We start from the raw sequence: 26,814 nt of genomic DNA on the forward strand, positions 1-26,814 counted from the left end.
TTAGCCCACCTTGACCATGTGCGGTTGTTGTTGATTGCGCTCGGACGGCTCTGGCAGATGATCCAGATCGCGGCTGACCAGCAGCAGGACGTGTGCCGAGGCATCGGAGACCTGAGCCTTGTAACCGGCGATGGAGCGGGCGAAGACGTTGTAGATCACTACAGCAGGGATCGCAGCGACCAGGCCCAGGGCAGTGGCCAGCAGGGCTTCGGCGATGCCGGGGGCAACCACGGCGAGGTTGGTGGTCTGGGTCTTGGCGATGCCGATGAAGCTGTTCATGATGCCCCAGACCGTACCGAACAGACCCACGAACGGCGCAGTCGAACCGATGGTCGCCAGCACGCCGGTGCCCATGCTCATGTTGCGGCCACAGGCGGCGACCAGACGCTCGAGACGGAAGCTGACACGCTCCTTGATCCCTTCGCGCTCACGGCTGTTGGCCGACAGGCGCATCTCTTCGAGGGCGTCATGCACCAGCAGGTGGGCAAGGGTGCCTTCCGTGCTGGCCGTGGCGCTCGCTTCAGTCAGGGAGCGGGCTTTTTTCAGATTGACGATCTCGCCGCGCAACCGGCGCTTTGCACCCAGCAGCTCGAAACCCTTGGAGATCCAGATGGTCCACGTAATGATCGAGGCGATGGCCAGACCGATCATCACCGCTTTGACCACGACGTCGGCATTCTGATACATGCCCCACGGCGACAGGTCATGCGCCATGCCCAGGCTGTTGTCTTCGGTGGCGGGCTCCATGGCCTGCACCGGGGCTGCTGCGTCAGGTGCGGCAGGTGCCGTTGCCGCAGGTGATGCAGGTGCTGTGGAAGTCGCAGGGGCAGCGGTCGGAGCCGATTGGTCCGCGAGCGCCATGGGGACGAACATCAGGCTCAAGACAAGGGCTGCGATACTGCGCCATGCACGAGGCAGGCGAGGCATCTGGGTAGGCGAAGCGATTGATTGAATGCGTTTCATGCTGGCCGGACCTGAGAGGAAAAAAGGGGATGGTTCCAGTGCGTCGCTCGGTGCTGTCGACGCTTACGCGGAACGAATGGGCCGCCATTATTGCAAATCGTTCTTGTTAACAAAAGTAATACAGTATCTTTTTTACATATTCGCCCGAACGCTTGCCTGTCGATGAGCGTTTTTAACGATACTGACACCGCCTTTTCTGGAGATACCGAATGACTGCTCCTTCGCTTCTGATCGCCGGCTGTGGCGACATTGGTTCGCGACTCGCTACTCGCCTGCTGCCTCACGGCTGGACCGTGCATGGGCTGCGGCGCACTGTTTCCGAGCTTCCTGCCGGTGTTCACGGTGTGGCGGGCGATCTGTTCGAGACGCAAAAACCTGCCCAATGGCCTGCTGCAGCATTGGATTACGTGGTGTATTGCGCGACCCCCTCACAACGTGACGAAGCGGGTTACCGGATGGCTTACGTCGAGGGCCTGCGTAATGTGTTGAGCTGGCTCGAGCAGACCGGGCAGCGGCCAAAGCGCTTGATCTTCGTTTCAAGCAGCGGTGTTTACGGTCAGCAGAATGGGGAATGGGTGGATGAAACCTCCGCCACCGAGCCCGGCAACTACACCGGCACGGTGATGCTGGAGGCCGAGCAGGTCGCGCTGAACAGCGGGCTGCCGGCCACGGCGTTGAGACTGACCGGTATTTACGGCCCGGGCCGCAGTGACCTGTCGAACCGCGTCCGCCAGGGGCACAGCGTGAGGATCGATCCGCCGGTCTACGCCAATCGTATTCATGCCGACGATGCGGCCGGTCTGCTGGAGCACCTGCTGCTGGCGGATCAACGCGGCGTTGCGCTGGAGAGTTGCTACCTGGGCGTCGACGACGATCCGGCCGCGCTGGCCGATGTGGTGGCGTGGATCCGTGAGTATCTGGGAGTGACCGAATGGTCGGAGGAGGTCAGCGTGCAGCGCGTGGGCAGCAAGCGTTGCAGTAATGCCAGGGCGCGAGCATTGGGATGGGCGCCGATGTACCCGGACTTTAGGGCAGGTTATGCGGCTTTACTGGGCTAGAGCAGTGATTGATCAGGAGCGCCGTAAAGGGCGCTCCTGATGCCTGAATCGCTTACTGCTGTTCGAGCAACCAGCGACGTGGGCCGGGACGCAGCTCGGGCATCTGGTCCGCACCAGCGTTGTTCACCGCCTGGAATATTTCCAGCTGCTTGCCTTTGCGGGCAAAAATCCACGGGTTGCCTTTCTCGGCTTTCTCCAGCCACATGCTGTCGTATTCGCCGCTCATGGCTGCACAATCGCCAGCCAGACACAGCGCGTAACGATCGTTTTCCGGAAGACCCTGCACACTGCCGTCAGGCATGAATTGCACGGTGCTGCCCTGACCATCACCCTCTACGACTGTCCACTTACCGCCCATGTAGGCGCCATACAGGGCTTTCTCGAAGCTGCTGCCTGGCTGAGCGCCGTCCGGGGCCGGATCTTCGGGTTTCTGGAAGTGCTGCTCAGGGCCTGACTCGCTGGCCGCCTGGACCAGTTCGTCACCCTTGACGCTCAGGTCTTCGAAGAAGTTGCCATAGAAATCGACATGCAGCTTGCCTTCGGCAGCGCTGACGATCTTGCCTTCGCCGAGCTCGAAGCCATTGGAGTAAATGGCCTGATTGGCCTTGGAGTTGATTTTCCACTCCAGATTGGGGCCATTGGCGAGCAGCGCCTGACGCAAGTTGCCTTGCTTGACGGCGGCGTCGATGGCGGTCTGGTTGATCCAGGTGCCGTCCGGATTGCGGTCGGCGTGGCTGGCGCAGCCGCCCAGAATGACGGCGAGCAGCGAGATGGCGAGCGCGGAGCGCATAACGGATTCCTTCCTTCAGGGAGAACGGAGCGCAAGGCACGCTCCGTCGGGGATTTATTCGATGACGAGAATCGCGTCCATTTCAACCTGGGCGCCACGCGGCAAGGCCGCAACGCCGATGGCTGCACGAGCCGGATAAGGCTGAGTGAAGTAGGTGCTCATCAGCTCGTTGACCTTGGCGAAGTGGCCCAGATCGGTCAGAAAGATGTTCAGTTTGACGATGTCCTTGAACGATCCGCCCGCTGCTTCGGCAACCGACTTGAGGTTTTCGAAGACCTGAGTGATCTGGGCTTCGATGCCCTCGACCAGTTCCATGGTGCTCGGGTCCAACGGGATCTGTCCGGACATGTAGACGGTATTGCCAGCTTTGATGGCCTGTGAGTAAGGGCCAATGGCCGCAGGGGCTTTATCGCTGGTGATGACAGTCTTGGTCATGAGAACTCCTGATAGTGGGATGGCCTACGCGCGCATCCGGGTGATGCGTGTGACACCGGTCAGGGCGCGCAGTTTCTTGATCACTCGAGCCAGGTGCACACGGTCGTGCACGCTGACCACCAGTTGGACCACGCTGATGCGACCATCACGTTCGTCCATGCTGATTTTTTCGATATTGCCGTCCGCCGCGTTGACGCTGCTGGCCAGCAGAGCGATCAGGCCGCGCTGATGCTCGAGTTCGACGCGCAGCTCGACGTTGAATTCGCCCGTCACGTCCTTGGCCCAGGACAGCTGGATGCATTTTTCCGGGTTGTGGCGGATTTCGCTGATGTTGCGGCAGTTGTCCAGGTGCACAACCATGCCCTTGCCTGCAGACAGGTGGCCGACAATCGGGTCGCCCGGGATTGGCGTGCAGCATTTCGCGTAGCTGAGCACCAGGCCTTCGGTGCCACGAATCGCCAGCGGGCCTTCAGGGCTTGGCAACTGATCGCCTTCGCCCAGCAGGCGGCGGGCAACGACATAGGCCATACGATTACCCAGGCCAATGTCTTCGAGCAGGTCTTCCAGCACTTCGACCCGGTATTCGTTGAGCACCAGTTGAATGCGCTCCTGACCGATCTTGTCGAGGCTGCACTCAAACCCGTTGAGGACCTTGTTCAGCAGGCGCTCACCGAGATTGATCGACTCGGAACGGCGTTGTAGCTTGAGTGCGTGACGAATGTGGGTGCGCGCCTTGCCGGTGACGACAAAGTTCAGCCAGGCCGGGTTCGGGCGTGCGCCTGGAGCGCTGACGATCTCGACAGTCGAGCCACTTTGCAGCGGTTCGGAAAGCGGTGCCAGTCGGCGGTTGATCCGGCAGGCAATGCAGCTGTTGCCGACATCGGTGTGTACCGCGTAGGCGAAATCCACCGCTGTGGAGCCTTTGGGCAGCTCCATGATCCGGCCTTTGGGCGTGAAAACGTAAACCTCGTCCGGGAACAGGTCGATCTTGACGCTTTCGATGAATTCCAGAGAGTTGCCGGCGCGCTGCTGCATTTCCAGCACGCCCTTGACCCACTGTCGGGCCCGGGCGTGAGTGCCCTTGGGCTGCTCGTCGTCGCTGGATTTGTACAGCCAGTGTGCTGCGATGCCGTTGTTGGCCATTTCTTCCATTTCGCGGGTGCGAATCTGGATCTCGATAGGCACGCCATGCATACCGAACAAGGTGGTATGCAGGGACTGATAGCCGTTGGCCTTGGGGATCGCGATGTAATCCTTGAAGCGACCGGGCAGCGGCTTGTACAGATTATGTACAGCGCCGAGCACGCGATAGCAGGTGTCGACCTTGTCGACGATGATGCGGAACGCGTAGACATCCATGATCTCGTTGAAGGCGCGACGCTTGCCGCGCATCTTCTTGTAGATGCCGTACAGATGCTTCTGCCGCCCACTGACGTCGCCTTCGATGCCATCGACGGCCAGGCAATGACTCAGGGACTCTTCGATCTTGTTGACCAGTTCCTTGCGATTGCCCCTGGCGCGCTTGACCGCCTGGTTGATTCGCGAGGAGCGCATCGGGTACATCGCCTTGAAGCCCAGGTCCTCGAATTCGATGCGCACACTGTGCATGCCCAGCCGATTGGCGATGGGCGCATAGATTTCAAGGGTTTCCTTGGCGATGCGCCGACGCTTTTCGCCGGACAGGACTTCCAGCGTGCGCATGTTGTGCAGGCGATCGGCGAGCTTGACCAGGATGACGCGAATGTCGCGGGCCATGGCCATGGCCATTTTCTGGAAGTTTTCCGCCTGGGCTTCGGCCTTGGTCTCGAAATTCATCTGGGTCAGTTTGCTGACCCCGTCGACCAGTTCCGCGACGGTCTCGCCAAATTGGGCGCTGAGCGCTTCCTTGGCAATCCCGGTGTCTTCGATGACGTCATGCAGCATCGCGGCCATCAGGCTCTGATGGTCCATGTGCATGTCGGCAAGAATATTCGCCACCGCGAGAGGATGGGTGACGTAGGCTTCACCGCTGCGACGGCGTTGGCCATCGTGGGCTTGTTCGGCGTAGAAATACGCTCGGCGGACCAGATTGACCTGGTCCTTGCCGAGGTAGGCCGACAGTCTGTCGGCGAGGGCGTCTATGCTCGGCAAGGCGCTACCCCTTGCCAATGGCTTTTACCCTGCGCCGTACTACGTCGACCTGGCATAGGCTTAGACGGCCTCGTTGGACTCGTCCTCGAACGCTGCGAACAATGGCTCATCTTCAACGATTTCAGCTTCTGCGATTACAGAGTAATCCATCACGCCAGCTGCGATTTCACGCAGGGCCATGACGGTAGGCTTGTCGTTTTCCCAGGCCAGCTTTGGTTCTTTGCCGCCGGTTGCCAGTTGACGGGCACGCTTGGTAGAGAGCATGACCAGCTCAAAGCGGTTATCCACGTGTTCTAGGCAGTCTTCAACGGTTACGCGGGCCATGGGTATTCCTCGTAGCAAATGCGGATGCGCGATGCCCGGATGGGCGAGCGGACTCGGTAGTTTACAAGCGTACAGCACCAGTCATCAAGCGGCATGCCACCAACGGCATGCTTTTAACCTGTTGCCTGATGTCTGGAAACGGTTCGATCAGGCCAGCAACTCCTGAAAAAGTTCGCTGTATTGCTCTTGCTGATGCTGTTGAGTGAGGCGATTGGCGCGGAAAATCGCCTTGAGGTCTTCCAGCGCGCCGGCAAAGTCGTCATTGACCACGACGTACTCATACTCGCTGTAGTGGCTCATTTCGCTGACGGCTTCACGCATGCGGGCTTCGATGATCTCGTCACTGTCCTGGCCGCGATTGGTCAGGCGCTGGCGCAAGGCCTGCTGGGTCGGCGGCAAAATGAAGATGGAGCGGGCCTGCGGCATCTGCGCACGAACCTGGCGCGCACCCTGCCAGTCGATTTCCAGAATCAGGTCGTGGCCTTCGTCCAGCGTCTGCTGCAAGTGGCTCTGCGACGTGCCATACAGGTTGCCGAAGACCTCGGCCTGCTCGAGAAAGTCGCCGTGCTCGATCATGCTCAGGAACGTGGCACGATCGACGAAGTTGTAGTTCACACCGTCCACTTCGCCGGGGCGCATGGCGCGCGTGGTGTGCGAGACAGAGACGCGAATCTTTGCCTGCGCGCCGTGCTGAGGCTCTTGCTGAGCGTCCATCAGCGCCTTGACCAGACTGGTCTTGCCCGCGCCGGACGGAGCGGAAATGATGTACAGGGTGCCAGTGATATGGGTCATGTCAGGTTTAGCCTTACTCAATATTCTGCACTTGCTCACGCATCTGCTCGATCAACACTTTGAGGTTGACGGCAGCCTGCGTGCTGCGTGGGTCAAAGGCCTTGGAGCCCAGTGTATTCGCTTCGCGGTTAAGCTCTTGCATCAGGAAATCAAGACGGCGTCCTGCCTGGCCGCCAGCCTTGAGTACGCGACGCACTTCGGTGACGTGGGTGCTGAGGCGGTCCAGTTCTTCGGCGACATCGCTTTTCTGTGCCAGCAGAACCATTTCCTGCTCCAGACGCTGAGGGTCGAGCTCGGCTTTCATGTCGGCAAAGCGATCCAGCACCTTCTGCCGCTGGGTTGCGAGCATCTGTGGCACCAGCGTGCGCAAGGTGGCGACTTCTTCGACGATGGAGGACAGACGCTCGTCGAGCAGCCGCGCCAGGTCTGCGCCTTCGCGCCCGCGCCCGCTTTTCAATTCGGTCAGCGCATCATTGAACAGTTTCAGGGCCTCGGTGTTCAACACCTGCGGATCGTTGGCATCGGCGACCAGCACGCCCGGCCAGGCGAGCACCTCGAGCGGATTCAAGGCAGCAGGCTGTTTGATCAAGCCGGCAACCGACTCGGCTGCGGCGATCAATTGGCCTGCGCGTTCAAGATCCACCTGCAGCGGCTTGCCGGCGGTTTCCTCGACAAAGCGCAGTGTGCATTCGACCTTGCCGCGCGACAGGCCCTGACGCAGCGCTTCGCGAATCGCGCCTTCCAGATCGCGGAACGACTCCGGCAGGCGCAGGTGTGGCTCAAGATAGCGGTGGTTGACCGAGCGCAGTTCCCAGCTCAGTGTGCCCTGGGCACCGGCCCGCTCTACTCGGGCAAAGGCAGTCATGCTGTGCACCATGGGAAATACCTCTTGGTTCGCTTTCAAAGCGTGGTTCGGTTCATGAACGCGCAGAAATGGCGGTCATGGGCGTCGTGAAAGCCGGCTGGCTGTAGAGGCGCAGGATTGTAGCGCAGTGCGGCGCAGGCTCCCAATCCGACAGTGTGACAGGTGACGCAAGGCGTTGTTTTACCCCACATCTGCGCGTCGAAAGCCTTGATCCAGGGCCTTCTGGTTGCGCGGGATCGGCATTGACGGCTTTTAGAGATGCCCAGCGGCAGCTGTGGCCTCTATAATGCTCAGTAGTTTTCCGTCTCAGTACAGGTATCCCAGATGAAACGTCCAAGTGGTCGCGCCGCCGATCAGCTCCGCTCGATCCGCATCACCCGCAACTACACCAAACACGCCGAGGGTTCTGTACTGGTCGAGTTTGGTGATACCAAGGTGATTTGCACCGTCAGCGTCGAAAACGGCGTACCACGCTTTCTCAAAGGCCAGGGCCAGGGTTGGCTGACTGCCGAATACGGCATGCTGCCACGTGCTACCGGCGAGCGTAACCAGCGCGAAGCCAGCCGTGGCAAGCAGGGTGGTCGTACACTCGAAATCCAGCGCCTGATCGGTCGTTCACTGCGCGCTGCGCTGGACATGTCCAAGCTGGGCGACGTCACCCTGTACGTCGATTGCGATGTCATTCAGGCTGACGGTGGCACTCGTACGGCTTCTATTACCGGTGCGATGGTGGCCCTGGCTGATGCGCTGAAGGTGATCAAGAAGCGTGGCGGCCTGAAAGGCGGCGACCCGCTCAAGCAGATGATCGCGGCCGTTTCGGTCGGCATGTATCAGGGCGAGCCGGTGCTCGACCTGGACTACCTCGAAGACTCGGCTGCCGAGACCGACCTGAACGTGGTCATGACCAGTGCAGGCGGTTTCATTGAAGTTCAGGGCACCGCCGAAGGCGCGCCATTCCAGCCGGAAGAGCTGAACGCGATGCTCGCGCTGGCGCAGAAAGGCATGACCGAATTGTTTGAATTGCAGCGCGCCGCGTTGGCCGACTGATACCCAGAAGGGGGTCCGATAATGAGTGACAGCTTGCAACCGTTCAGCAAACCGCCGCAAAGCGCTCGCCAGTGGGCGATGTTCTGTCACTTGTCGGCGTTTGCCGGACTGATGTTTCCGTTCGGCAATCTGCTGGGCCCGCTGATTATCTGGCAGTTGAAGAAAGACTCCGATCCGTTTATCGACGCGCAAGGCAAGGAAGCGCTGAATTTTCAGATCACAGTCGCCATCGCGGCCACCGTCAGCATGCTGCTGGTGGTGCTGATCATCGGCTTTGCGTTACTGACGCTGGTGGGCATCGGTGCCGCAGTGCTGGCGATCATTGCCGGGATAAAAGCCAATGACGGCGTCAATTATCGCTATCCGTTCACCTTGCGCCTGATCAAGTAGCATCACTTCAGGCAACGCAAAAAGCCGACTTCAAGTCGGCTTTTTCGTGTTCGCTGCCTTGCCTGGCTATCAGATAGTCAGGGTCCAGTCGTAATCCACGATCAACGGCGCGTGCTGCGAGAAGCGCGGCTGGCGTGGCAGACGGGCGCTGCGCACGAAGCGGCGCAGGCCAGGGGTCAGGATCTGATAATCGAAGCGCCAACCCAGGTTCAGCATCTCGGCCTGTTCGTTATCCGGCCACCAGCTGTACTGATCACCTTCACGGCTGACTTCACGCAGGGCATCGACGTAGCCCATGGTGCCGACGATTTCGTCCATCCAGGCGCGTTCGGGCGCGAGGAAGCCGGGCGACTGCTGGCTGTCGCGCCAGTTCTTGATATCGAGCTTCTGCTGCGCCACATAGAGCGATCCGCAGTAGATGTATTCGCGACGCTTGCGGCGCTGCTTGTCCATGTACTTGCCGAAATCGTCCATGAGCTTGAATTTCTGATTCAGGTCTTCATCGCCATTCATCCCCGACGGAAAGAGCAGGGTAGCGATACTGACCTTGTCGAAATCTGCTTGCAGGTAGCGCCCGTAGCGGTCGGCTGTCTCGAAGCCGAGGCCGCTGATTACCGCCTTCGGCTGCAACCGCGAATACAGCGCCACACCACCCTGAGCGGGAACCTCGGCTTCGCAGGCATAGAGGAAGTAACCATCCAGCTGAAAGGCTGGATCGTCCAGTTCAAAGGTGGAGGCGCGGGTGTCCTGTAAGCAGATGACGTCGGCATTCTGAGCTTGCAGCCAGCTGAGCAAACCACGCTCGACCGCAGCCTGAATGCCATTTACGTTCACACTGATGATCCGCATAAATGGCCCCAAAAATCACGTGCGTGTATGATACCCGAGCTCTACCTAATTAGCTAAATCCGTGGTATTCGGAGCTTTTTTCATGCAGGCGTATCAACGCGATTTCATTCGTTTTGCCATCGATCGCGGTGTTCTGCGCTTCGGTGAGTTCACTCTCAAGTCCGGGCGCACCAGCCCGTACTTCTTCAATGCGGGGCTGTTCAACACCGGTTCCGCACTGGCACAACTGGGGCGTTTCTACGCAGCCGCCGTGGTTGAAAGCGGTATTGCCTTCGACGTTCTGTTCGGTCCGGCCTACAAGGGCATTCCGCTCGCATCGGCCACTGCCGTGGCGCTGGCCGAGCATCATGACCGTGATCTGCCGTGGTGTTTCAACCGCAAGGAAGCCAAGGCGCACGGCGAGGGCGGCAGTCTGGTGGGCTCGCCGCTGGCGGGGAATGTGCTGATTATCGACGACGTGATCACTGCGGGCACCGCGATCCGTGAAGTCATGCAGATCATCAAGGACCAGGACGCGACAGCTGCGGGCGTGCTGATCGCGCTCAATCGTCAGGAGCGCGGCAATGGCGAGCTGTCGGCGATTCAGGAAGTCGAACGTGACTTCGGGATTCCGGTGGTGAGTATCGTGTCGCTGAATCAGGTGCTCGAGTTCCTGGCCGACGACCCGCAGCTCAAGCAGCATCTGCCTGCCGTCGAAGCCTATCGCGCGCAATTCGGAATCTGAGGACGTGCCTATGGCAGTCGGCAGCAGGGCACGGTTTTCGGTTTCAGGCACGCTGAGCGCTTCGCGGGCCTTGCTGGCTGTCGTCATGCTTGTGCCCATGTTCGCTCAGGCCGCAGACGCACCTGAGCCACTGCTTTATCGCTATGTCGATAGCCGCGGGGTGACGGTGATCGACACGCAAGGCGTGCCGCCCGACTACGTTGCCAAAGGTTATGAAGTGCTCAACAGTCGTGGCCGGGTGGTTCAGGTTGTACCGCCTGCGCCTACGGCCGAGCAGATTCGTCAGTCCGAAGCGGACAAACGCCAGGCCGCCGCCGATGCGCAACTGCTGAGCCTGTACAGCAGCGTCGCTGAAGTGGATCGCATGAAGGCCCGCAAACTGGCCGAGCTGGACGCGCTGGTTGGCGTTGCCCAGGGCAACATTCAGGGGCTGGCGGCGCAGCAGCGCAGTCTGCAGGGCCAGGCCGCCGACCTTGAGCGTGCAGGACGTCCGGTTCAGCAGGCGCTTGTCGATCAACTGAACGACTTGCGCGATCAGCAGCAGAAACTGCAAGCCGATATCGCCGGGTATCAGGCCGCACGCGTAAAGGCCGAAGCAGACTTCGCCGTGGACCGCGCCCGCGTCCAGCGGCTGACTCAATGACAGGACGCAGAGCGTCCAGAGCGGCGTGCCCGCGCGAAGTTTGGTCGGACACTATCGTCATGCCCGGGTCTGTTTTTGATTCTGGCCGAAGGCCGTAGGAGCGAACTTGTTCGCGAAAGGGGCCGCCGCCAGACACCGATCGTTCCTCACGCTCCAGCGTGGGAATGCCTGTCGTGACGCTCCGCGTCACAGATCTGCGCCGCGCCACACATTCAGGGCAGGACGCAGAGCGTCCAGAACGGCATACCCACGCGAAGTTTGGTCGGACACTATCGTCATGCCCGGGTCTGTTTTTGATTCTGGCCGAAGGCCGTAGGAGCGAACTTGTTCGCGAAAGGGGCCGCCGCCAGACACCGATCGTTCCTCACGCTCCAGCGTGGGAATGCCTGTCTTGACGCTCTGCGTCACAGATCTGCGCCGAGCCACATATTCAGGACAGGACGCAGAGCTTCCAGAACGGCATGCCCACGCGGAGCTGTTCTCAATCATCAGCCAACAAAAAAGGCCCCGTGAGTGTCAGCTCACGGGGCCTTTGGGTGTTACGCCTGAGTCAGTGCCGCTTGCGGTTGGTGATCTGGGTACCTACACCGCTGTCGGTGAAGATCTCCAGCAGGACCGCGTTGGGCACTCGACCGTCGATGATGTGCGAGCTGTTGACGCCGCCCTGAACCGCTTCCAGCGCGCAACGAATCTTCGGCAGCATGCCGCCGTAGATGGTGCCGTCGGCGATCAGGCCGTCGACCTGCTCGGTGGTCAGGCCGGTCAGGACTTCGCCCTGCTTGTTCATAAGGCCGGCGATGTTGGTCAGCAGAATCAGCTTCTCGGCCTTGAGGGCTTCGGCAACCTTGCCTGCTACCAGGTCGGCGTTGATGTTGTACGACTCGCCGTCCGGGCCCACGCCGATAGGCGCGATGACCGGAATGAAATCGCCTTTGACCAGCATGTTGAGCAGCCCGGTGTTGACCCCGACCACTTCACCGACCTGACCGATGTCGATGATTTCGGGCTTGGTCATTTCCGGCGTCTGGCGCGTGACGGTGAGCTTCTTCGCACGAATCAGCTCCGCGTCCTTGCCGGTCAGACCGATCGCGCTGCCGCCATGACGGTTGATCAGGTTGACGATGTCCTTGTTGACCTGGCCGCCCAGTACCATCTCCACGACATCCATGGTTTGTGCATCGGTTACACGCATGCCGTCGATGAAGTGGCTCTCGATGGACAGGCGCTTGAGCAGATCGCCGATCTGCGGCCCGCCGCCGTGAACCACTACCGGGTTGATGCCCACCGCTTTCATCAGCACGATGTCGCGCGCAAAGCCGGTTTTCAGCTCTTCGCTCTCCATGGCGTTGCCGCCGTACTTGATAACCAGCGTCTTGCCGACAAAGCGGCGAATGTAAGGCAGCGCTTCGGAAAGGACCTTGGCTACATTAGAGGCGGCATCGCGTTCGAGGGTCATTCAGGGCTCCAGTCAAAAGGAAAAACAATCAAAATGGCAGGTCGAGGTCCGGCGCAACTTTCTTCAGTTCTGCGTGGAACACGTCCTTGATACGCTGCAATTCGGCCTCGGTCTCGGCTTCGAAACGCAGCACCAGTACCGGCGTGGTATTGGACGCGCGAACCAGACCCCAGCCCTTCGGATAGTCCACACGGACACCGTCGATGGTGGTCAGTTTGGCGTCGCCCCACTGCGCATCCGTTTCAAGGGCCTTGATGATGCTGAACTTGGTGACATCCGTCACCTTGATGTTGATTTCAGGCGTCGAAATATCGTTCGGGAAGGTCTCGAACAGGTCTTCGGCGTTGGCCGACTCCTGGCTGAGGATCTCCAGCAGGCGTGCTGCGCTGTAGATACCGTCGTCGAAACCGAACCAGCGTTCCTTGAAGAAGATGTGGCCGCTCATTTCGCCTGCCAGCAGCGCACCGCTTTTCTTCATTTCTTTCTTGATCAGCGAGTGACCGGTTTTCCACATCACCGGACGGCCGCCATGCTCGCTGATCAGCGGAGTCAGGCGGCGTGTGCATTTGACGTCGAAAATGATGTCGGCACCCGGATTGCGCTTGAGCACGTCCAGCGCGAACAGCATCAACAGGCGGTCCGGGTACACCACGTTGCCTGCGTTGGTCACGACACCGACACGGTCGCCGTCACCGTCGAAGGCCAGGCCCAGATCGGCACCGGTTTCCTTGACCTTGGCAATCAGGTCCTGCAGGTTTTCCAGCTTGCCCGGATCCGGGTGATGGTTGGGGAAGTTGCCATCCACTTCCGCGAACAGGGAAATCACTTCACAGCCCAGCGCTTCGATCAGCTGCGGAGCGATCACGCCTGCCGCGCCGTTACCGCAGTCGACCACGACCTTCAGTTTGCGCGCCATGACGATGTCATTCTTGATCTGCTGGAAGTAGCGCTCAAGGATGTCGACCTGGGTGATGCTGCCTTTCTGCGACGTCAGGTTGTTGGTCTTGATGCGCTCGTGCAGCGCCTGGATCTGCTCGTTGGCGAGGGTATCGCCGGCGATGACGATCTTGAAGCCGTTGTAGTCCTTCGGGTTATGGCTGCCGGTCAGCATGACGCCGGTCTTGCCGGCCAGCACGTTGGCTGCGTAATACAGCGCAGGCGTTGGCACCAGGCCTACATCGCTGACGTGGCAGCCGCTGTCGTGCAGACCTTGAATCAGTTGCTGTACCAGTTCAGGACCGGAAAGGCGACCGTCGCGGCCAACGCTGACGTTGGGTTCGTTCTGCGCCAGGCTTTCGGAGCCGATGGCGCGGCCGATCCAGTAAGCCGTTTCAGCGTTGAGGGTGTCCCCGACCACGCCACGGATGTCGTAGGCACGGAAAATAGTCTCGGGAAGGTTGGGTGCCACGGATGCTGGGCTGTTCATAGCGAGGTTATGCTCCGATCTCAGGAAGTCCTGGTTTTCGTCGAGAAGGTCGATATCAAGGATATCGGTATCTTGAAACAGCGGATCGGTCCAGTCGGTGCGTGATGCAGCCACGGTGGACGAAGCACTGCCTTTGGCAATATCTGCATCGCGCTGCTCGCCCGCCGCCAGGACAGGCGCTGCCTGAGGCTGACTACGAAGCGAGACACGAGCAAGGGCCTGAGCCAGACCACTAAGGGCCGGGAGGCTCAAACCGAAGGGTTTGACGGCTTTTCCGCGTGAGAGTTCTTGGAGCAGCTGATCCAGTTGCCGTGCGTCGGCGCAAATACGCTTCTGCAGGGCCCGTTCGTTACGGTGCAAGCCAAGCAGCACGCCCGCTGCAGCGATAATCAGTGCCAGCAGCAGAAGCATCACGGACGGTGAGGTTTTCAGCCCGGGGCCGGGCGTGAACTCGAGTTTCCAGCCAGGATAACCGGTATCGAAAGCCTGGGCTTTGCCTTCCTCGGCCTGACCGCGTTGCAGGAACACCTGAGCAGGTCCGCTGCCGAATTGCTGGCTGAGCACCACTTGCCCGGCGTCGGCAGGCAGCGCCGGCAAGGCATTGAGCAAGCGCTGCAGGTCGAAGGCCAGCAGCAGCGTACCCACCACCGGCTGACTGGCAGCGGCACGCACCGGCGCGGCGCTGTAGATCAACCAGCGCTCGCCGACCTTGCGCGCCTCCGGGGCGACGGCCTCACCTTGTGCGGCCTTGTTGAGCATATCCAGGGTGGCGAAACTGACGGGCAGTGCGCCTTGCGTATCCACATCGGCCAGCCCCTTGGGGTAAAGCCGAGCGCCTGCGAGGCCGTCCCAACGGGTGAATCGATCCTGAGCGGCCAGCAGGGCAGCGGCATCATTGCTTTGCAATGTCTGCACAAGCGCCGCACCGGATGCTGCTGACTGGGTGTCCGCGTTGATCTGGCGCAGTGCCAGACCCACCGCTGCCGCCTGACTGCCGCCCCAGGCCTGAACCAGCTGGTCCTGTTGCTGCGGGCCGGTGGCCAGAGCCATCCAGACCAGCGCCGCAGCGATGAGCAGGCCGATGGCGGCAGGCACCAGGCCGGGCGCGAGGCCTGTGAGGCTCGCAGCCGGAGGCGAGTTGTCGGTGGGTATGGCGTGCTGTGAAGCGCTGTGCTGACTACCTTTCACCGACCTCTCCCTGAGCCTTGTTCCGAACCCGGATTATGTGCCGAATGGCGATCAATGACTGCCGGAATGACCGAAGCCGCCAGCGCCACGCTGACTTTCGTCGAACGCTTCAACCAGCTCGAAGTGCGCCTGTACGACCGGCACCAGGACCAATTGGGCGATGCGCTCGCCGACGGCGATGTTGAAAGCCGTGTGGCCGCGGTTCCAGCAGGAGACCATCAGTTCGCCCTGGTAATCGGAGTCGATCAGGCCTACCAGATTGCCCAGCACGATGCCGTGTTTGTGGCCCAGGCCGGAGCGCGGCAGGATCAGCGCGGCAAGACCCGGATCGCCAATGTAAATCGACAGGCCGGTAGGGATCAGCAGGGTCTGGCCGGGCTCGAGGACCGTGTCTTCCTTGAGCATGGCGCGCAGGTCCAGGCCAGCCGAGCCGGTAGTGGCGTAGGCCGGTAGCGGAAATTCGTTGCCAATGCGAGGGTCGAGGATCTTGGCTTGTAGAGCGTGCATTCGTAGTTAAACCTGATTCATGCGGTCGGCGATAAAAGTGACCAGCTGGCGAGCGATCTTGGCCTTGCTGGTCTGGGCGAAAAGCGTTGCGTGCAACCCTCGGTCAATCACGCTGCAGGCGTTTTCCTCACTATTGAAGCCGATGCTCGGGTTCGCGACATCGTTGGCGACAATCAGGTCGAGGTTCTTGTCCTTGAGCTTGCGGGCAGCGTAGTCGAGCAGGTGTTCGGTCTCGGCGGCAAAGCCGACACTGAAGGGGCGATCCGGGCGGGTTGCGATGGTCGCCAGAATATCCGGATTGCGCACCATCTGCAGCAGCAAGCCGTCACCGTTCGAAGGATCTTTCTTCAATTTGTGCGGGGCAACGACTTCCGGGCGGTAGTCGGCCACGGCTGCCGAGGCGATGAACAGGTCGCAGGGGATGGCCGCCTCGCACGCTGCCAGCATGTCGCGGGCGCTGACCACGTCGATGCGCGAGACGCGATCAGGCGTAGGCAGGTTGACCGGGCCGGTGATCAGCGTGACGCGGGCGCCGGCTTCCACCGCCGCTTCGGCCAGGGCAAAGCCCATTTTTCCGGAGCTGTGGTTGGTGATGTAGCGCACCGGGTCGATGTTTTCCTGGGTCGGGCCTGCGGTGATCAGCACATGCTTGCCGGTCAGGGTCAGGCGCTGGAAGCAGTCGGCCGCGCACTGGGCCAGGTCGTCGGCCTCCAGCATGCGCCCGAAGCCGACGTCGCCACACGCCTGACTGCCGGACGCCGGCCCGAACACACGAAAATCGCGCTCTTCGAGCAGGCGGGTATTGGCCTGCACGGAGGCGTCACGCCACATCGCCTGGTTCATCGCCGGGGCGATGGCGACGGTCGCGTCGGTGGCCAGCACGATGGTGGTCAGCAGGTCGTTGGCGATGCCTTGCGCCAGGCGCGCGATGAGGTCGGCGGTGGCCGGTGCGATGAGGATCAGGTCGGCCCATTTGGCCAGTTCGATATGGCCCATCGCGGCCTCGGCAGCCGGATCGAGAAGGTCCAGGTGCACAGGGTGCCCGGAGAGCGCCTGCATGGTCAGCGGGGTGATGAACTCGGCCCCGCCCCGGGTCATGACCACACGCACTTCAGCGCCCTGATCGCGCAGGCGGCGGACCAGTTCAGCGCTCTTGTAGGCCGCGATGCCGCCGCCGACGCCAAGAACGATGCGTTTTCGATACAGCCGCTGCATAGACCTGCCTTTTTGGTCGAGTGAACACACGACGGCCATGACGCCTCCCCAGGCCAGATCGTCGTGCAAAAAAGATGGGCTAAGATAGCACAGCGACCGCACCGGAACAGCGGTGCCCAATCACATGGAGGTGCTATGAGTATTCGCAGTTGGCCCGCGGCTGAACGCCCCCGGGAACGCTTGTTGGAGTTGGGGGCGGCGAGCCTTTCCGACGCCGAGTTGCTGGCTATCTTTTTACGCACCGGCGTGGCCGGAAAAAGCGCTGTAGACCTTGCGCGTCATCTGCTGAATCAATTTGACGGGCTCAGACCGTTACTGGATGCGGATCTGTCGGCATTCACCTCGCAACTGGGGCTCGGGCCTGCCAAGTTCGCTCAGTTGCAGGCCGTGATGGAAATGGCGCGTCGGCACATGGCCGAGTCCCTGCGCCGTGAATCAGCGCTGGAAAACCCGACCCAGGTTCGCAGCTATCTCAAGGCCCTGCTGCGGCATGAGCCGCACGAAGTCTTCGGCTGCCTGTTTCTCGATAACAAGCACCGGGTCATGACCTTCGAGATATTGTTTCGCGGGACGATCAACGCGTCTTATGTACACCCGCGCCAGGTGGTGAAACGCGCGATGGCGCACAACGCTGCCAGCCTGATCCTCTGTCACAACCATCCTTCCGGTATCACCACGCCCAGCCGTTCCGACATCGACCTTACCAAGCGCCTCAAGGAAGCACTGCTGCTGGTGGACGTTCATGTGCTTGACCACGTGATCGTGGGGGACGGCGAGCCACTGTCGATGGTGGAGCGCGGGTTGATGTAGCGAGCTGTGCGAAGAGCTGACGCAGAGCGATGGGCGCGACTCGGATTATCGTTCTCACGCTCTGCGTCCGGTCTTCAGACGGGGCGTGCCAATGCAGCAGGCATTGGCACGCCATCACACAGAGAGGCCGAGGTCAGTCTGGCGACTTACTTGACCTGCACCTTGTAGAAATCCTGCCTGCCGAACGGGCTGACCTGATAGCCAGTGACGTCCTTGCGCACCAGCGTAGCGGCTGTCGGGTGGGCGAGGGGGATCCACAGTGCCTGCTGTTGAATCTGCTGCTGGGCCTGGTGATACAGCTTGCTGCGCTCGGCCTGGCCGCTGACGGATTTACCGTCTGCGATCAGCTTGTCCAGTGTCTTGTCGCAATAGCGGGCGAAGTTGGTGCCCGATTGCACGGCCGCACACGAGAACTGCGGGGTCAGGAAGTTATCCGGGTCGCCATTGTCGCCCGCCCAGCCCATGAACAGCAGGTCATGCTCGCCAGCCTTGGCGCGGCGAATCAGCTCGCCCCACTCAATGATCTTGATCTCGGCATCGATGCCGACCTGTTTCAAATCAGCCTGCAGCAATTGAGCACCCAGGCTCGGATTCGGATTCAGCAGACTCCCGGAAGGTCGCGTCCAGATGGTGGTCTTCAAACCCTCTTTCACACCGGCCTTGGCCAGCAGCGCCTTGGCCTTGGCAACATCGTGCTGATAGCCGGGCAGGTCCTTGGCGTAACTCCAGGTGTTGGGCGGGTAAGGGCCGTTGGCCTTTTCAGCGGTGCCTTCGAACACGGCTTTCAGGTAATTGTCCCTGTCGAACGCCAGATTGATGGCCTGGCGAACTTCCGGCTTGTCGAACGGCGGGTGCTGGCTGTTGATCGCGACAAACGCGGTCATGAACGCTTCAGTTTTCTCGACCTTGAGCGAGTCGTCCTTGCTGGCTGCCTGAATATCCAGGGGCTTGGGCGAGAGCGCTATCTGGCATTCGTCCTGACGGATTTTCTGCAGGCGCACATTGGCGTCCGGGGTGATGGCGTACACCAATGTGTCGATATCAGATTTGCCGGCGAAGTAATCGTCGAACGCCTCATAGCGCACCACGGCATCTTTCTGGAAGCGCTTGAACACGAACGGCCCGGTGCCGATCGGCTGGCTGTTGAGTTTCTCCGGCGTGCCCGCTTTCAACAGCTGCGCAGTATATTCGGCTGAATAGATGGAAGCGAAACCCATGCTCAGCGTGGCCAGGAAGGTCGAGTCCGCATGGTTGAGCGTGAAGCGCACGGTGTGTGCATCAGGCGCTTCGATGCTCTTGATCAACGCGGGCAGCTGCATGGACTGCGCATGCGGGAAGCCGCTCTGGGCGATCTTGTGCCACGGGTTCTGCGGGTCGAGCATGCGCTGGAAGCTGAACAGCACGTCATCCGCGCTCAGCTCGCGAGTCGGCTTGAAATAGTCGGTGGTGTGGAATTTCACTCCGGGGTGCAGCTTGAAGTCGTACGTCAGGCCGTCTTTGGACACGGTCCAGCTATCTGCCAGGCTCGGCACCAGCTTGCCGCTCTTGGCATCGAAGTCTACAAGGCGGTTCATCAGCACGTCGGCCGATGCGTTGGTGGTGGTCAGCGAGTTGTACTGTACAACGTCGAAGCCCTCGGGGCTGGCTTCGGTGCAGACCACAAGGTTCGATGCCTGGGCAGCGACGGGAAGCAGGAGTGGAACGAGTAAAAAAGGGAGTGCAGCTAGGCGCATGGCGTTATTTCCTGTTCAGAAAGGGCCCCATCTGCCGGCGCAGTCTGGTGAGGGACTAACCCTAGACCATGTACTGGCGCAGAACAATCGTCATGGAGCGACGAGCGGTCGATTTGCCTGTGCCCCCGCAGTGCTTGAGCATACCGCTGCGCGAGGCGTGATCATTCGGGTCAAAGTGCTTTGCCTGTTGTTGTGCCCAAGGCTTTCTGGTATAAAGCAGCGCTCTTTTCTAGGGGCCCGGTTCCTTCACTGTAGGTGTAGCCGGTAAGACCCTTAAAGAAACGCGGCGCCTGGCGCCAAATGACTGAGAGATTAAGCGGCCAACCCATGCCGGGTTGGGCATGTGGTTTTAGAGGGCTGAGGCATGTCGAGAGTATGTCAAGTTACCGGTAAGGGTCCGGTGACTGGGAATAACATTTCCCACGCAAACAACAAAACCCGTCGTCGTTTCCTGCCAAACCTGCAGCATCACCGCTTCTGGGTTGAAGGCGAGAAGCGTTTTGTTCGTCTGCGCGTATCTGCTAAAGGCATGCGTATCATCGACAAGCGTGGCATTGAAGTTGTGCTCGCTGAACTGCGTCGCGACGGCAAAATTTAAGGGAGAAAATCATGCGTGAATTGATCCGTTTGGTGTCGAGCGCTGGTACAGGCCATTTCTACACCACCGACAAGAACAAACGTACTACCCCGGATAAAATCGAAATCAAAAAATTCGATCCGGTTGTACGCAAGCACGTGATCTACAAAGAAGGCAAAATCAAGTAATTGATTCTGTCGGCTGCAAAAAAACCCGCTCTGGCGGGTTTTTTTGTGCCTGCGCTCCTGGCGTCGCTGCCAGGGCGGTATTTATTTATCTGCAGCCTCCTCAAACACCACATAAATCTTGCGGCATGTTTCCAGCACCTCCCAAGTACCCTTGAAGCCTGCCGGGATCACGAAGCGGTCACCTGCGCGCAGGGTTTTCGCGTGGCCCTGCTCGTCGCGCAGGACTGAAACACCCTGCACAATCTCGCAATACTCATGCTCCGAATAATTTACCTGCCACTGCCCGGGCTCGCCATTCCAGACGCCCGCGCTCATCTGTCCGCAGGGGCTGTTGTAGTGGTTGTAGAGGGTTTGTGCCGGATCGCCCTTGAAGACCTTTTCCGGTGCAGGGCGATAGTGCTCGGCGGCGGTGCTGGCTTCACTGAAGTCGACGATGCTTTCGATGCTCATGATGGGCCCCTTTGTCCTGAATGCGTTGAAGGTTTGACGTGCGTGCAGTGCGTTAGTGCCTCGGCGCGCGTACGGAGCTGTTTAATAAAATCAACATAAAAGCACCGTAGCGGCTATTTATGTCAAATATATTGGTTTTGTCGGGCCGCTGGTTTAGGGTAACGGCCGTCCTGAAAAATTTCAGATTGTGTCTTCAATCAACCATGACACACCCACATTCAACAAGAGGAGGACATGCAAATGACCACCCTGACTCGTGCTGACTGGGAGCAACGCGCCCGGAATTTGAAGATCGAAGGCCGTGCCTTCATTCAAGGTGAATACACCGCAGCCTCCTCCGGCGAGACGTTTGACTGCATCAGCCCGGTCGATGGCCGGTTGCTTGCCAAGGTCGCCAGTTGCGATGCCGCTGACGCGCAACGCGCCGTCGGCAGCGCGCGCAGCGCCTTCAACTCCGGTGCCTGGTCGCGACTGGCTCCGGCCAAGCGCAAGGAAACGATGATCCGCTTCGCCGAGCTGCTCAAACACAATGCCGAAGAGCTGGCGCTGCTTGAGACGCTGGACATGGGCAAGCCGATTGGCGACTCGTTCGGTGTCGACATCCCTGGTGCCGCCAGAGCCCTGAGCTGGAGCGGCGAGGCCATCGACAAGCTGTATGACGAAGTCGCGGCAACGCCTCATGACCAACTGGGCCTGGTAACACGCGAGCCGGTGGGTGTCGTCGCCGCTATCGTACCGTGGAATTTTCCGCTGATGATGGCCTGCTGGAAGCTGGGTCCTGCCCTGTCCACCGGCAACTCGGTCATCCTCAAGCCCTCGGAAAAATCTCCGCTGACGGCCATTCGTATCGCACAACTGGCCATTGAGGCTGGTATTCCTGCGGGCGTGCTCAGCGTACTGCCTGGTTATGGCCACACCGTCGGCAAGGCACTTGCCCTGCATATGGATGTGGACACTGTGGTGTTCACCGGCTCGACCAAGATCGCCAAGCAACTGATGATCTATGCGGGCGAATCGAACATGAAGCGTGTCTGGCTGGAAGCCGGCGGCAAGAGCCCGAATATCGTCTTTGCCGACGCGCCTGATCTGCAGGCCGCCGCCAGCGCAGCCGCCAGCGCGATTGCCTTCAACCAGGGCGAAGTGTGTACCGCCGGTTCGCGCCTGCTGGTCGAGCGCTCCATCAAGGATCGCTTCCTGCCGATGGTCATCGAGGCGCTGAGCGCCTGGAAGCCCGGCAACCCGCTGGACCCTGCGACCACCGTGGGCGCGCTGGTTGATACCCAGCAGATGAATACCGTGTTGTCTTATATCGAAGCGGGCCATACCGATGGCGCCAAGCTGGTTGCGGGCGGCAAGCGCATTCTGCAAGAGACCGGCGGCACCTATGTCGAGCCGACCATTTTCGATGGTGTGAACAATGCGATGAGAATCGCTCAGGAAGAAATCTTCGGCCCGGTGCTTTCGGTGCTGACGTTCGATACTGCCGAAGAGGCGATCCAGATCGCCAACGACACGCAGTATGGCCTGGCGGCTGCCGTATGGACCGCGAACATCTCCAAGGCGCACCTGACCGCCAAGGCTTTGCGCGCAGGCAGCGTATGGGTCAACCAGTACGACGGCGGCGACATGACCGCACCGTTCGGCGGCTTCAAGCAGTCGGGCAACGGTCGTGACAAGTCGCTGCATGCGTTCGACAAATACACCGAGCTGAAGTCGACCTGGATCAAGCTGTAGTCATTTGCCTATCGCGCCCATGCTCTGCCCTCGGAGCATTGGCATGATGGGGTCTCAAGATCATCGCCCCCACGCCCGCGTCCTGGCTTGGATGTGCGTAGCGGCACTGATGTGTGACGCGGAGCGTCACGGGATGCATGCCAACGCGGAGCATTGGCATGATGGTCATCTCAAGATTGATCATCGCGCCACACAGGATTTGTACAAGGCGATGAGCGCGTAGCGTGGCGCCGGGCAGGAGCGTGGAAATGCGTTGGGGTACTTATTTTGCTGTGCTGGCGTCCGTGCTGGGTGTCGGTCTGGCAATGGGCGTCAGCATGCCGCTGGTTTCATTGCGGCTGGCAGGCTGGGGCTATGGCTCGTTTGCCATTGGCATCATGGCGGCGATGCCGGCGGTGGGTGTGCTGCTCGGCGCGGCGCTGGCCAGTCGTCTGGCGGCGCGCTTCGGCACTGCCAATCTGATGCGCCTGTGCTTATGGGCCGGGGCGGTTTCGGTCGGCGCGCTGGCGCTGCTGCCGTATTACTGGATCTGGCTGGTCTTGCGCCTGACGCTAGGGGTGATTCTGACCATCGTCTTCGTGCTGGGTGAAAGCTGGATCAATCAGCTGGTCATCGAGCGCCTGCGCGGGCGTCTGGTGGCGCTGTATGGCAGCACCTACGCATTGAGTCAACTGGCAGGTCCGCTGCTGCTGGGCGTGATCGGCACCCAGGCCGACTATGGTTTCTGGATTGGCGTAGCGCTGCTGGTCGGCTCACCGTTTCTGCTGCTGGGGCGTACCGGCGCGCCGTCGACCGAATCCTGCAACGTGACGTTTGCCGATCTGTCCGGCTTCTGTCGCGGCATGCCTGCGATCGCCTGGGCGGTCGCCCTGTTTGCTGCGTTCGAAGCGCTGATCCTCACCCTGTTGCCGCTTTACTGCATACGCCACGGCTTCACCCCGGAAATCGCCCTGATCATGGTCAGCGTTGTGGTGGTGGGTGATGCGCTGCTGCAACTGCCGATCGGCATGCTCGCCGACCGCATTTCACGTCGCGCGATGTTCACCGGCTGCGCCGCCTTGCTACTGGCGTCGAGCCTGCTGGTGCCATTGCTGATCGACACCGTTCTGATCTGGCCACTGTGGACCGTCTTCGGTGCCAGTGCCGGCGGGCTGTTTACCCTGTCGCTGATTCTGATCGGCGAACGCTATCGCGATGATTCGCTGGTCCGCGCCAACGCACATGTGGCGCAACTGTGGGGCATCGGCTGTCTGCTCGGCCCGTTGATAGCCGGCGCGGGCAGCCAGTGGGTCAGTGGCGAGGCCTTGCCGTTGATGATGGCTGCTGGGGCTCTGGGCCTGCTGATACTGATCCGGCGACGTGGCGCGTTCGGCGATGCCCAGGCTGTGCCCGCTTAAAGCATTCTTTCCAGGCCGATGGCGCGGCTCATCCACGCGTTGAAACGCCGCCACCAGTCGCCCGGTTCGGTATGCAGAGTGTGGATCTGGCCGTTGTCTTCGGTCACCCACACCACTTTGCCGTCCTCCAGCCGCGCTTCATAGGTGAGCGACGGGGCCATGCCCTGCAAGGTCAGTTCGCGCAATTCTTCAGCCAGTTGCGGGCTGTCGACCAGCACGCCGACTTCGGTATTCCACAGCACAGAGCGCGGGTCGAAGTTGAATGAGCCGACAAAGACCTTCTGCCGATCAAAGATCATCGCCTTGCTGTGCAAGCTTGATTCGGAACTGACCAGGGAATGGCTTTTCTTGAACAGATGCGGGCCGCTGCCGCGCATCGTCTCGGTATCGCCAGGCTGTCGGCGCAGCTCGAACAGCTTCACGCCATGCTCCAGCAGTGCCTTGCGGTACGGTGCGTAGCCGCCATGTACGGCAGGAACGTCGGTGGCTTCCAGGGAATTGGTCAGCAGGCTGACATTGACGCCGGCATCGGCGCGGCCGGTGAGGTACAGCAAGCCTTCCGGGCCCGGTACAAAGTAGGCCGAGATCAGCATCAGTTCCTTGTGAGTGTTCAGCAGTTCAGGCGCCAGTTGCGTGGTCAGCAGCAGGTGCGGGTCAGGCTCGCCCTGCGCCAGTACCTTGGTCGGTGCGTCCCACAGCGCCTGGTTGTATGCCCAGACCAGCTCGTTGAGCCAGGTTTTCATGCGCGGCTGGGTCTTGTAGGCCATCAGTCGCTCATACAGCGCCTTATGTTGCTGGTGCGCCTGCTCCAGAGAATCGTCCAGCTTGCGCCGGGCCTCGGCCAGATCCTCGCCGTCGGGCAGGAAGTACATGAACTCATCGATGGGCTTGCTGAGCGTGCTGTTCCAGTACTGGTCGAAGCTGTGGCCGAGCTGCTCGGCCACCGGTCCTACGCTGAGCATATCGATATCGGTGAAGTTCAGGTTCGGCTCGGCATCGAAGTATTCATCGCCCAGGTTGCGCCCGCCGACGATGGCCACACTGCTGTCGGCCAGCCACAGCTTGTTGTGCATGCGCCGGTGCTGGCGCGACAGGTTCATCAGGCGCCCGAGGCTGCGGGTGATGCCGGTCTCGCGCCCCAGGTTTTGCGGATTGAACAGGCGAATCTGGATGTTTGGGTGAGCGGCGAGGGTGGCGATGGCCTGATCCAGACCGTCGCTGGTGGTGTCGTCCAGCAGGATGCGCACACGAACGCCACGGTCAGCCGCCTTGAGCAGTTCGTCGATCAGGGCGCGCGTACTCAGGCCGTCGTGGACGATGTAATACTGCAGATCAAGGCTGCTTTTGGCGTTGCGGATCAGTTCGGCGCGAGCCTTGAACGCGTCACTGCTGTCAGGCAGCAGGCGGAAGCCAGAACGTCCCTCATGCGGCACGGCCATGGCCTGGATCGAACGGCCGAACGCGGAACCTGAAGACGGCATGGCCTGGCTTGGCTCACTGGTGACCTGTTGATGCGCGCAACCGCTGACGCACAACGCAACCAGCAAGCAAAAGGGCAAGGCCCATGAGTTATTCAAATTGATCTTCCGCGTCTGGACATGGCTCGACTTGGCGATATGACCCGCAAAACCGGGAAAGATTTGCCCGCATCAGTCAGTTTGCGCATTCAGTAGCGCAATTGTCTCGCCGACGATACGCACCGCGCTTTCGATTTCGCGGCTGGGTTTGGTCGCGAAGTTCATGCGCATGCAGTTGCGATACTTGCCCGATGCCGAAAAGATACTGCCCACCGCAATCTGCACACCCTTGCCCAGCAAGGCGCGGTTCAGGCGCAGGGTGTCGAAGCCTTCGGCCAGCTCCACCCACAGCATGAAACCGCCTTGCGGCCGGCTGGCGCGTGTGCCCTCGGGGAAATAGCGCATCACCCAGTCGATCATCTGGTCGCGACTGCGCTGGTATTGGCTACGCATGCGTCGCACGTGGGGCTCGTAATGGCCGCCTTCGATGAAATCGGCGATGGCCAATTGTGGCTGCGGGGCGGTGGAGCCGGTGCCGATGTATTTCATGTGCAGCACCTGCTCCAGATAACGGCCCGGCGCTACCCAGCCGATTCGCAGCCCCGGTGCCAAGGTCTTGGAAAACGAACTGCACAACAGCACGCGACCGTCTTCGTCGAAGGATTTGATGGTGCGCGGGCGAGGGTAGTTGTAGGCCAGGTCGCCATACACATCATCTTCGATGATCGCCACGTCGAAGCGCTGTGCCAGGGTCAGCAGCGCCCGCTTGCGCGCTTCGGGCATGACATAACCCAGCGGGTTGTTGCAGTTGGGCGTCAGCTGAATGACCTTGATCGGCCATTGCTCCAGCGCCAGTTCCAGCGCTTCGAGGCTGATGCCGGTCAACGGGTCGGTAGGGATTTCCATGGCTTTCATGCCCACGCCCTTGAGCGTCTGCATGGCGCCGAAGAAGCTTGGCGAGTCCACCGCCACGATGTCCCCCGGCGAGCAGATGGCCCGGACACTGGCTGATAGCGCTTCATGACAGCCATTGGTGACGATCAGGTCATTGGCGGTCAGGCTGCAGCCCGAGTCGAGCATCAGCCGGGCAATCTGTTCGCGCAGCCTGCGCACGCCGTAGATGTTGTCGTAATACAGCCCCGGCATGTCCTGATGGCGACTCAACTGACTCAGCGCGCGCATCAAAGGTTTCAGGGTCGGGCTGGTGACATCCGGCATGCCGCGCCCCAGTTGCGTGACGGCTTCAAGGGGCGCCACGCGAATCAGGTCCAGCACCTGATCCCATTGAGAGATATCCACAGGCCGCTGCACAGGCCTGCCGACCGCTGGCAGCGCAGGGGCTTTTCGGCTGACCGAGACGAAGTAGCCGGATTTGGGTTTCGGCGCGGCCAGGCCATGGTCTTCCAGCACCCGATACGCTTGCTGCACGGTGCTAAGACTGACGCCATGCTCGACGCTCAACGCGCGTACCGAGGGCAGGCGGTCGCCGGGGCGGTAGAAGCCGTTTTCGATGCGCGAGCCGAGCAGTTCGGCGAGGTTGACGTAGAGCGTCATGGCGTACTCTCAGGAATTCGAATGCGGTAAAGCAATACAGATTGGCCGGAAA

26 protein-coding genes are annotated in these 26,814 nt (G+C 60.6%); 10 read left to right on the forward strand and 16 right to left on the reverse strand.

What is annotated here, in order from left to right; genetic code table 11:
• A complete protein-coding gene (gene exbB / locus QRN50_RS03730) occupies nucleotides 1–963 on the reverse strand; it encodes a tonB-system energizer ExbB (RefSeq protein ID WP_096127059.1) in 963 nt (320 codons plus the stop codon).
• Between the two features lie 209 nt (nucleotides 964–1,172).
• Between exbB and QRN50_RS03735 the strand changes: the two genes are divergently transcribed.
• Nucleotides 1,173–2,021: an SDR family oxidoreductase gene (locus tag QRN50_RS03735; RefSeq protein WP_003404003.1), complete on the forward strand. Its 849-nt coding sequence runs from the start codon at nucleotides 1,173–1,175 to the stop codon at nucleotides 2,019–2,021.
• 52 nt (nucleotides 2,022–2,073) lie between these two features.
• On the opposite strand, the gene QRN50_RS03740 is transcribed toward QRN50_RS03735, so the two are convergent.
• The 6 genes from QRN50_RS03740 to QRN50_RS03765 all read right to left on the reverse strand — a co-directional run bounded on the left by QRN50_RS03740 (nucleotide 2,074) and on the right by QRN50_RS03765 (nucleotide 7,369).
• A complete protein-coding gene (locus QRN50_RS03740; RefSeq protein WP_003313983.1) occupies nucleotides 2,074–2,811 on the reverse strand; it encodes a lipoprotein in 738 nt (245 codons plus the stop codon).
• Nucleotides 2,812–2,865: 54 nt separating this feature from the next.
• Entirely contained in the window at nucleotides 2,866–3,246 is a 381-nt protein-coding gene (gene ridA, locus QRN50_RS03745) for a deaminase RidA (protein WP_003367486.1), read from the reverse strand.
• Between the two features lie 24 nt (nucleotides 3,247–3,270).
• Entirely contained in the window at nucleotides 3,271–5,376 is a 2,106-nt protein-coding gene (gene spoT / locus QRN50_RS03750) for a bifunctional GTP diphosphokinase/guanosine-3',5'-bis pyrophosphate 3'-pyrophosphohydrolase (RefSeq protein ID WP_003404001.1), read from the reverse strand.
• Nucleotides 5,377–5,436: 60 nt separating this feature from the next.
• The gene (gene rpoZ, locus QRN50_RS03755; RefSeq protein WP_003320174.1) at nucleotides 5,437–5,700 is read right to left on the reverse strand and encodes a DNA-directed RNA polymerase subunit omega; all 264 of its coding nucleotides are present in this window, start codon (nucleotides 5,698–5,700) and stop codon (nucleotides 5,437–5,439) included.
• A gap of 147 nt (nucleotides 5,701–5,847) precedes the next feature.
• On the reverse strand, nucleotides 5,848–6,492 hold the full coding sequence (gene gmk / locus QRN50_RS03760; RefSeq protein ID WP_003392601.1) for a guanylate kinase: 645 nt from the start codon (nucleotides 6,490–6,492) through the stop codon (nucleotides 5,848–5,850).
• A gap of 13 nt (nucleotides 6,493–6,505) precedes the next feature.
• Nucleotides 6,506–7,369 (reverse strand): YicC/YloC family endoribonuclease, encoded by an 864-nt coding sequence (locus QRN50_RS03765; RefSeq protein ID WP_003344441.1) that lies wholly within the window; start codon nucleotides 7,367–7,369, stop codon nucleotides 6,506–6,508.
• Between the two features lie 312 nt (nucleotides 7,370–7,681).
• Here QRN50_RS03765 and rph point away from each other — a divergent pair, with 312 nt between their 5' ends.
• Together rph and QRN50_RS03775 are read left to right on the forward strand one after the other, a co-directional pair.
• On the forward strand, nucleotides 7,682–8,404 hold the full coding sequence (rph, locus tag QRN50_RS03770) for a ribonuclease PH (protein WP_003313989.1): 723 nt from the start codon (nucleotides 7,682–7,684) through the stop codon (nucleotides 8,402–8,404).
• A 21-nt stretch (nucleotides 8,405–8,425) separates the two neighbouring features.
• Nucleotides 8,426–8,794: a DUF4870 domain-containing protein gene (locus QRN50_RS03775; RefSeq protein WP_024652647.1), complete on the forward strand. Its 369-nt coding sequence runs from the start codon at nucleotides 8,426–8,428 to the stop codon at nucleotides 8,792–8,794.
• Nucleotides 8,795–8,863: 69 nt separating this feature from the next.
• Here the strand turns inward: QRN50_RS03775 and crc are convergent, their stop codons facing one another.
• The gene (gene crc, locus QRN50_RS03780; protein WP_002551505.1) at nucleotides 8,864–9,643 is read right to left on the reverse strand and encodes a catabolite repression control protein Crc; all 780 of its coding nucleotides are present in this window, start codon (nucleotides 9,641–9,643) and stop codon (nucleotides 8,864–8,866) included.
• Between the two features lie 82 nt (nucleotides 9,644–9,725).
• Between crc and pyrE the strand changes: the two genes are divergently transcribed.
• Nucleotides 9,726–10,367, forward strand: a complete 642-nt coding sequence (pyrE, locus tag QRN50_RS03785) for an orotate phosphoribosyltransferase (RefSeq protein ID WP_003403990.1) — start codon at nucleotides 9,726–9,728, stop codon at nucleotides 10,365–10,367.
• Between the two features lie 85 nt (nucleotides 10,368–10,452).
• Entirely contained in the window at nucleotides 10,453–11,010 is a 558-nt protein-coding gene (locus tag QRN50_RS03790; protein ID WP_374954513.1) for a DUF4124 domain-containing protein, read from the forward strand.
• A 550-nt stretch (nucleotides 11,011–11,560) separates the two neighbouring features.
• Here the strand turns inward: QRN50_RS03790 and argB are convergent.
• From argB to coaBC, 4 genes are read right to left on the reverse strand one after another with little or no spacing between them, the layout of a single operon-like run.
• The gene (argB, locus tag QRN50_RS03795) at nucleotides 11,561–12,466 is read right to left on the reverse strand and encodes an acetylglutamate kinase (RefSeq protein WP_002551508.1); all 906 of its coding nucleotides are present in this window, start codon (nucleotides 12,464–12,466) and stop codon (nucleotides 11,561–11,563) included.
• Between the two features lie 28 nt (nucleotides 12,467–12,494).
• A complete protein-coding gene (locus tag QRN50_RS25695; protein WP_192873905.1) occupies nucleotides 12,495–15,080 on the reverse strand; it encodes a phosphomannomutase/phosphoglucomutase in 2,586 nt (861 codons plus the stop codon).
• A gap of 51 nt (nucleotides 15,081–15,131) precedes the next feature.
• Entirely contained in the window at nucleotides 15,132–15,587 is a 456-nt protein-coding gene (gene dut / locus QRN50_RS03805) for a dUTP diphosphatase (RefSeq protein ID WP_024661267.1), read from the reverse strand.
• Nucleotides 15,588–15,593: 6 nt separating this feature from the next.
• Nucleotides 15,594–16,802 (reverse strand): bifunctional phosphopantothenoylcysteine decarboxylase/phosphopantothenate--cysteine ligase CoaBC, encoded by a 1,209-nt coding sequence (gene coaBC / locus QRN50_RS03810; protein ID WP_003414013.1) that lies wholly within the window; start codon nucleotides 16,800–16,802, stop codon nucleotides 15,594–15,596.
• A gap of 135 nt (nucleotides 16,803–16,937) precedes the next feature.
• On the opposite strand from coaBC, the gene radC reads away from it, so the two are divergent.
• Entirely contained in the window at nucleotides 16,938–17,612 is a 675-nt protein-coding gene (gene radC / locus QRN50_RS03815) for a RadC family protein (protein ID WP_003403975.1), read from the forward strand.
• Nucleotides 17,613–17,758: 146 nt separating this feature from the next.
• Here radC and QRN50_RS03820 read toward each other — a convergent pair whose 3' ends face one another.
• Nucleotides 17,759–19,345 (reverse strand): ABC transporter substrate-binding protein, encoded by a 1,587-nt coding sequence (locus tag QRN50_RS03820; protein ID WP_032657067.1) that lies wholly within the window; start codon nucleotides 19,343–19,345, stop codon nucleotides 17,759–17,761.
• 364 nt (nucleotides 19,346–19,709) lie between these two features.
• On the opposite strand from QRN50_RS03820, the gene rpmB reads away from it, so the two are divergent.
• Both rpmB and rpmG read left to right on the forward strand, forming a co-directional pair.
• Entirely contained in the window at nucleotides 19,710–19,943 is a 234-nt protein-coding gene (gene rpmB / locus QRN50_RS03825; protein ID WP_002551514.1) for a 50S ribosomal protein L28, read from the forward strand.
• 11 nt (nucleotides 19,944–19,954) lie between these two features.
• Nucleotides 19,955–20,110, forward strand: a complete 156-nt coding sequence (gene rpmG, locus QRN50_RS03830) for a 50S ribosomal protein L33 (RefSeq protein WP_002551515.1) — start codon at nucleotides 19,955–19,957, stop codon at nucleotides 20,108–20,110.
• A gap of 81 nt (nucleotides 20,111–20,191) precedes the next feature.
• Here the strand turns inward: rpmG and QRN50_RS03835 are convergent, their stop codons facing one another.
• A complete protein-coding gene (locus QRN50_RS03835; protein ID WP_060409703.1) occupies nucleotides 20,192–20,560 on the reverse strand; it encodes a cupin domain-containing protein in 369 nt (122 codons plus the stop codon).
• Nucleotides 20,561–20,800: 240 nt separating this feature from the next.
• Here QRN50_RS03835 and QRN50_RS03840 point away from each other — a divergent pair, with 240 nt between their 5' ends.
• Nucleotides 20,801–22,294 carry an aldehyde dehydrogenase gene (locus tag QRN50_RS03840; RefSeq protein WP_024652150.1) on the forward strand — a complete coding sequence of 498 codons (1,494 nt, stop codon included), beginning with the start codon at nucleotides 20,801–20,803 and terminating at the stop codon, nucleotides 22,292–22,294.
• A gap of 248 nt (nucleotides 22,295–22,542) precedes the next feature.
• Nucleotides 22,543–23,691, forward strand: a complete 1,149-nt coding sequence (locus QRN50_RS03845) for an MFS transporter (RefSeq protein ID WP_058822803.1) — start codon at nucleotides 22,543–22,545, stop codon at nucleotides 23,689–23,691.
• Here the strand turns inward: QRN50_RS03845 and QRN50_RS03850 are convergent.
• Complete coding sequence (locus tag QRN50_RS03850) at nucleotides 23,688–25,268, reverse strand: phospholipase D family protein (protein WP_096127220.1); 1,581 nt, start codon at nucleotides 25,266–25,268, stop codon at nucleotides 23,688–23,690. The genes QRN50_RS03845 and QRN50_RS03850 overlap by 4 nt on opposite strands.
• Before the next feature lie 72 nt (nucleotides 25,269–25,340).
• Complete coding sequence (locus tag QRN50_RS03855; protein ID WP_011266263.1) at nucleotides 25,341–26,762, reverse strand: aminotransferase-like domain-containing protein; 1,422 nt, start codon at nucleotides 26,760–26,762, stop codon at nucleotides 25,341–25,343.
• Between the last annotated feature and the right edge of the window lie 52 nt (nucleotides 26,763–26,814).

Source organism: Pseudomonas sp. MEJ108 (assembly GCF_030208985.1).
GTDB classification, from domain to species: Bacteria; Pseudomonadota; Gammaproteobacteria; order Pseudomonadales; family Pseudomonadaceae; genus Aquipseudomonas; species Aquipseudomonas fragariae.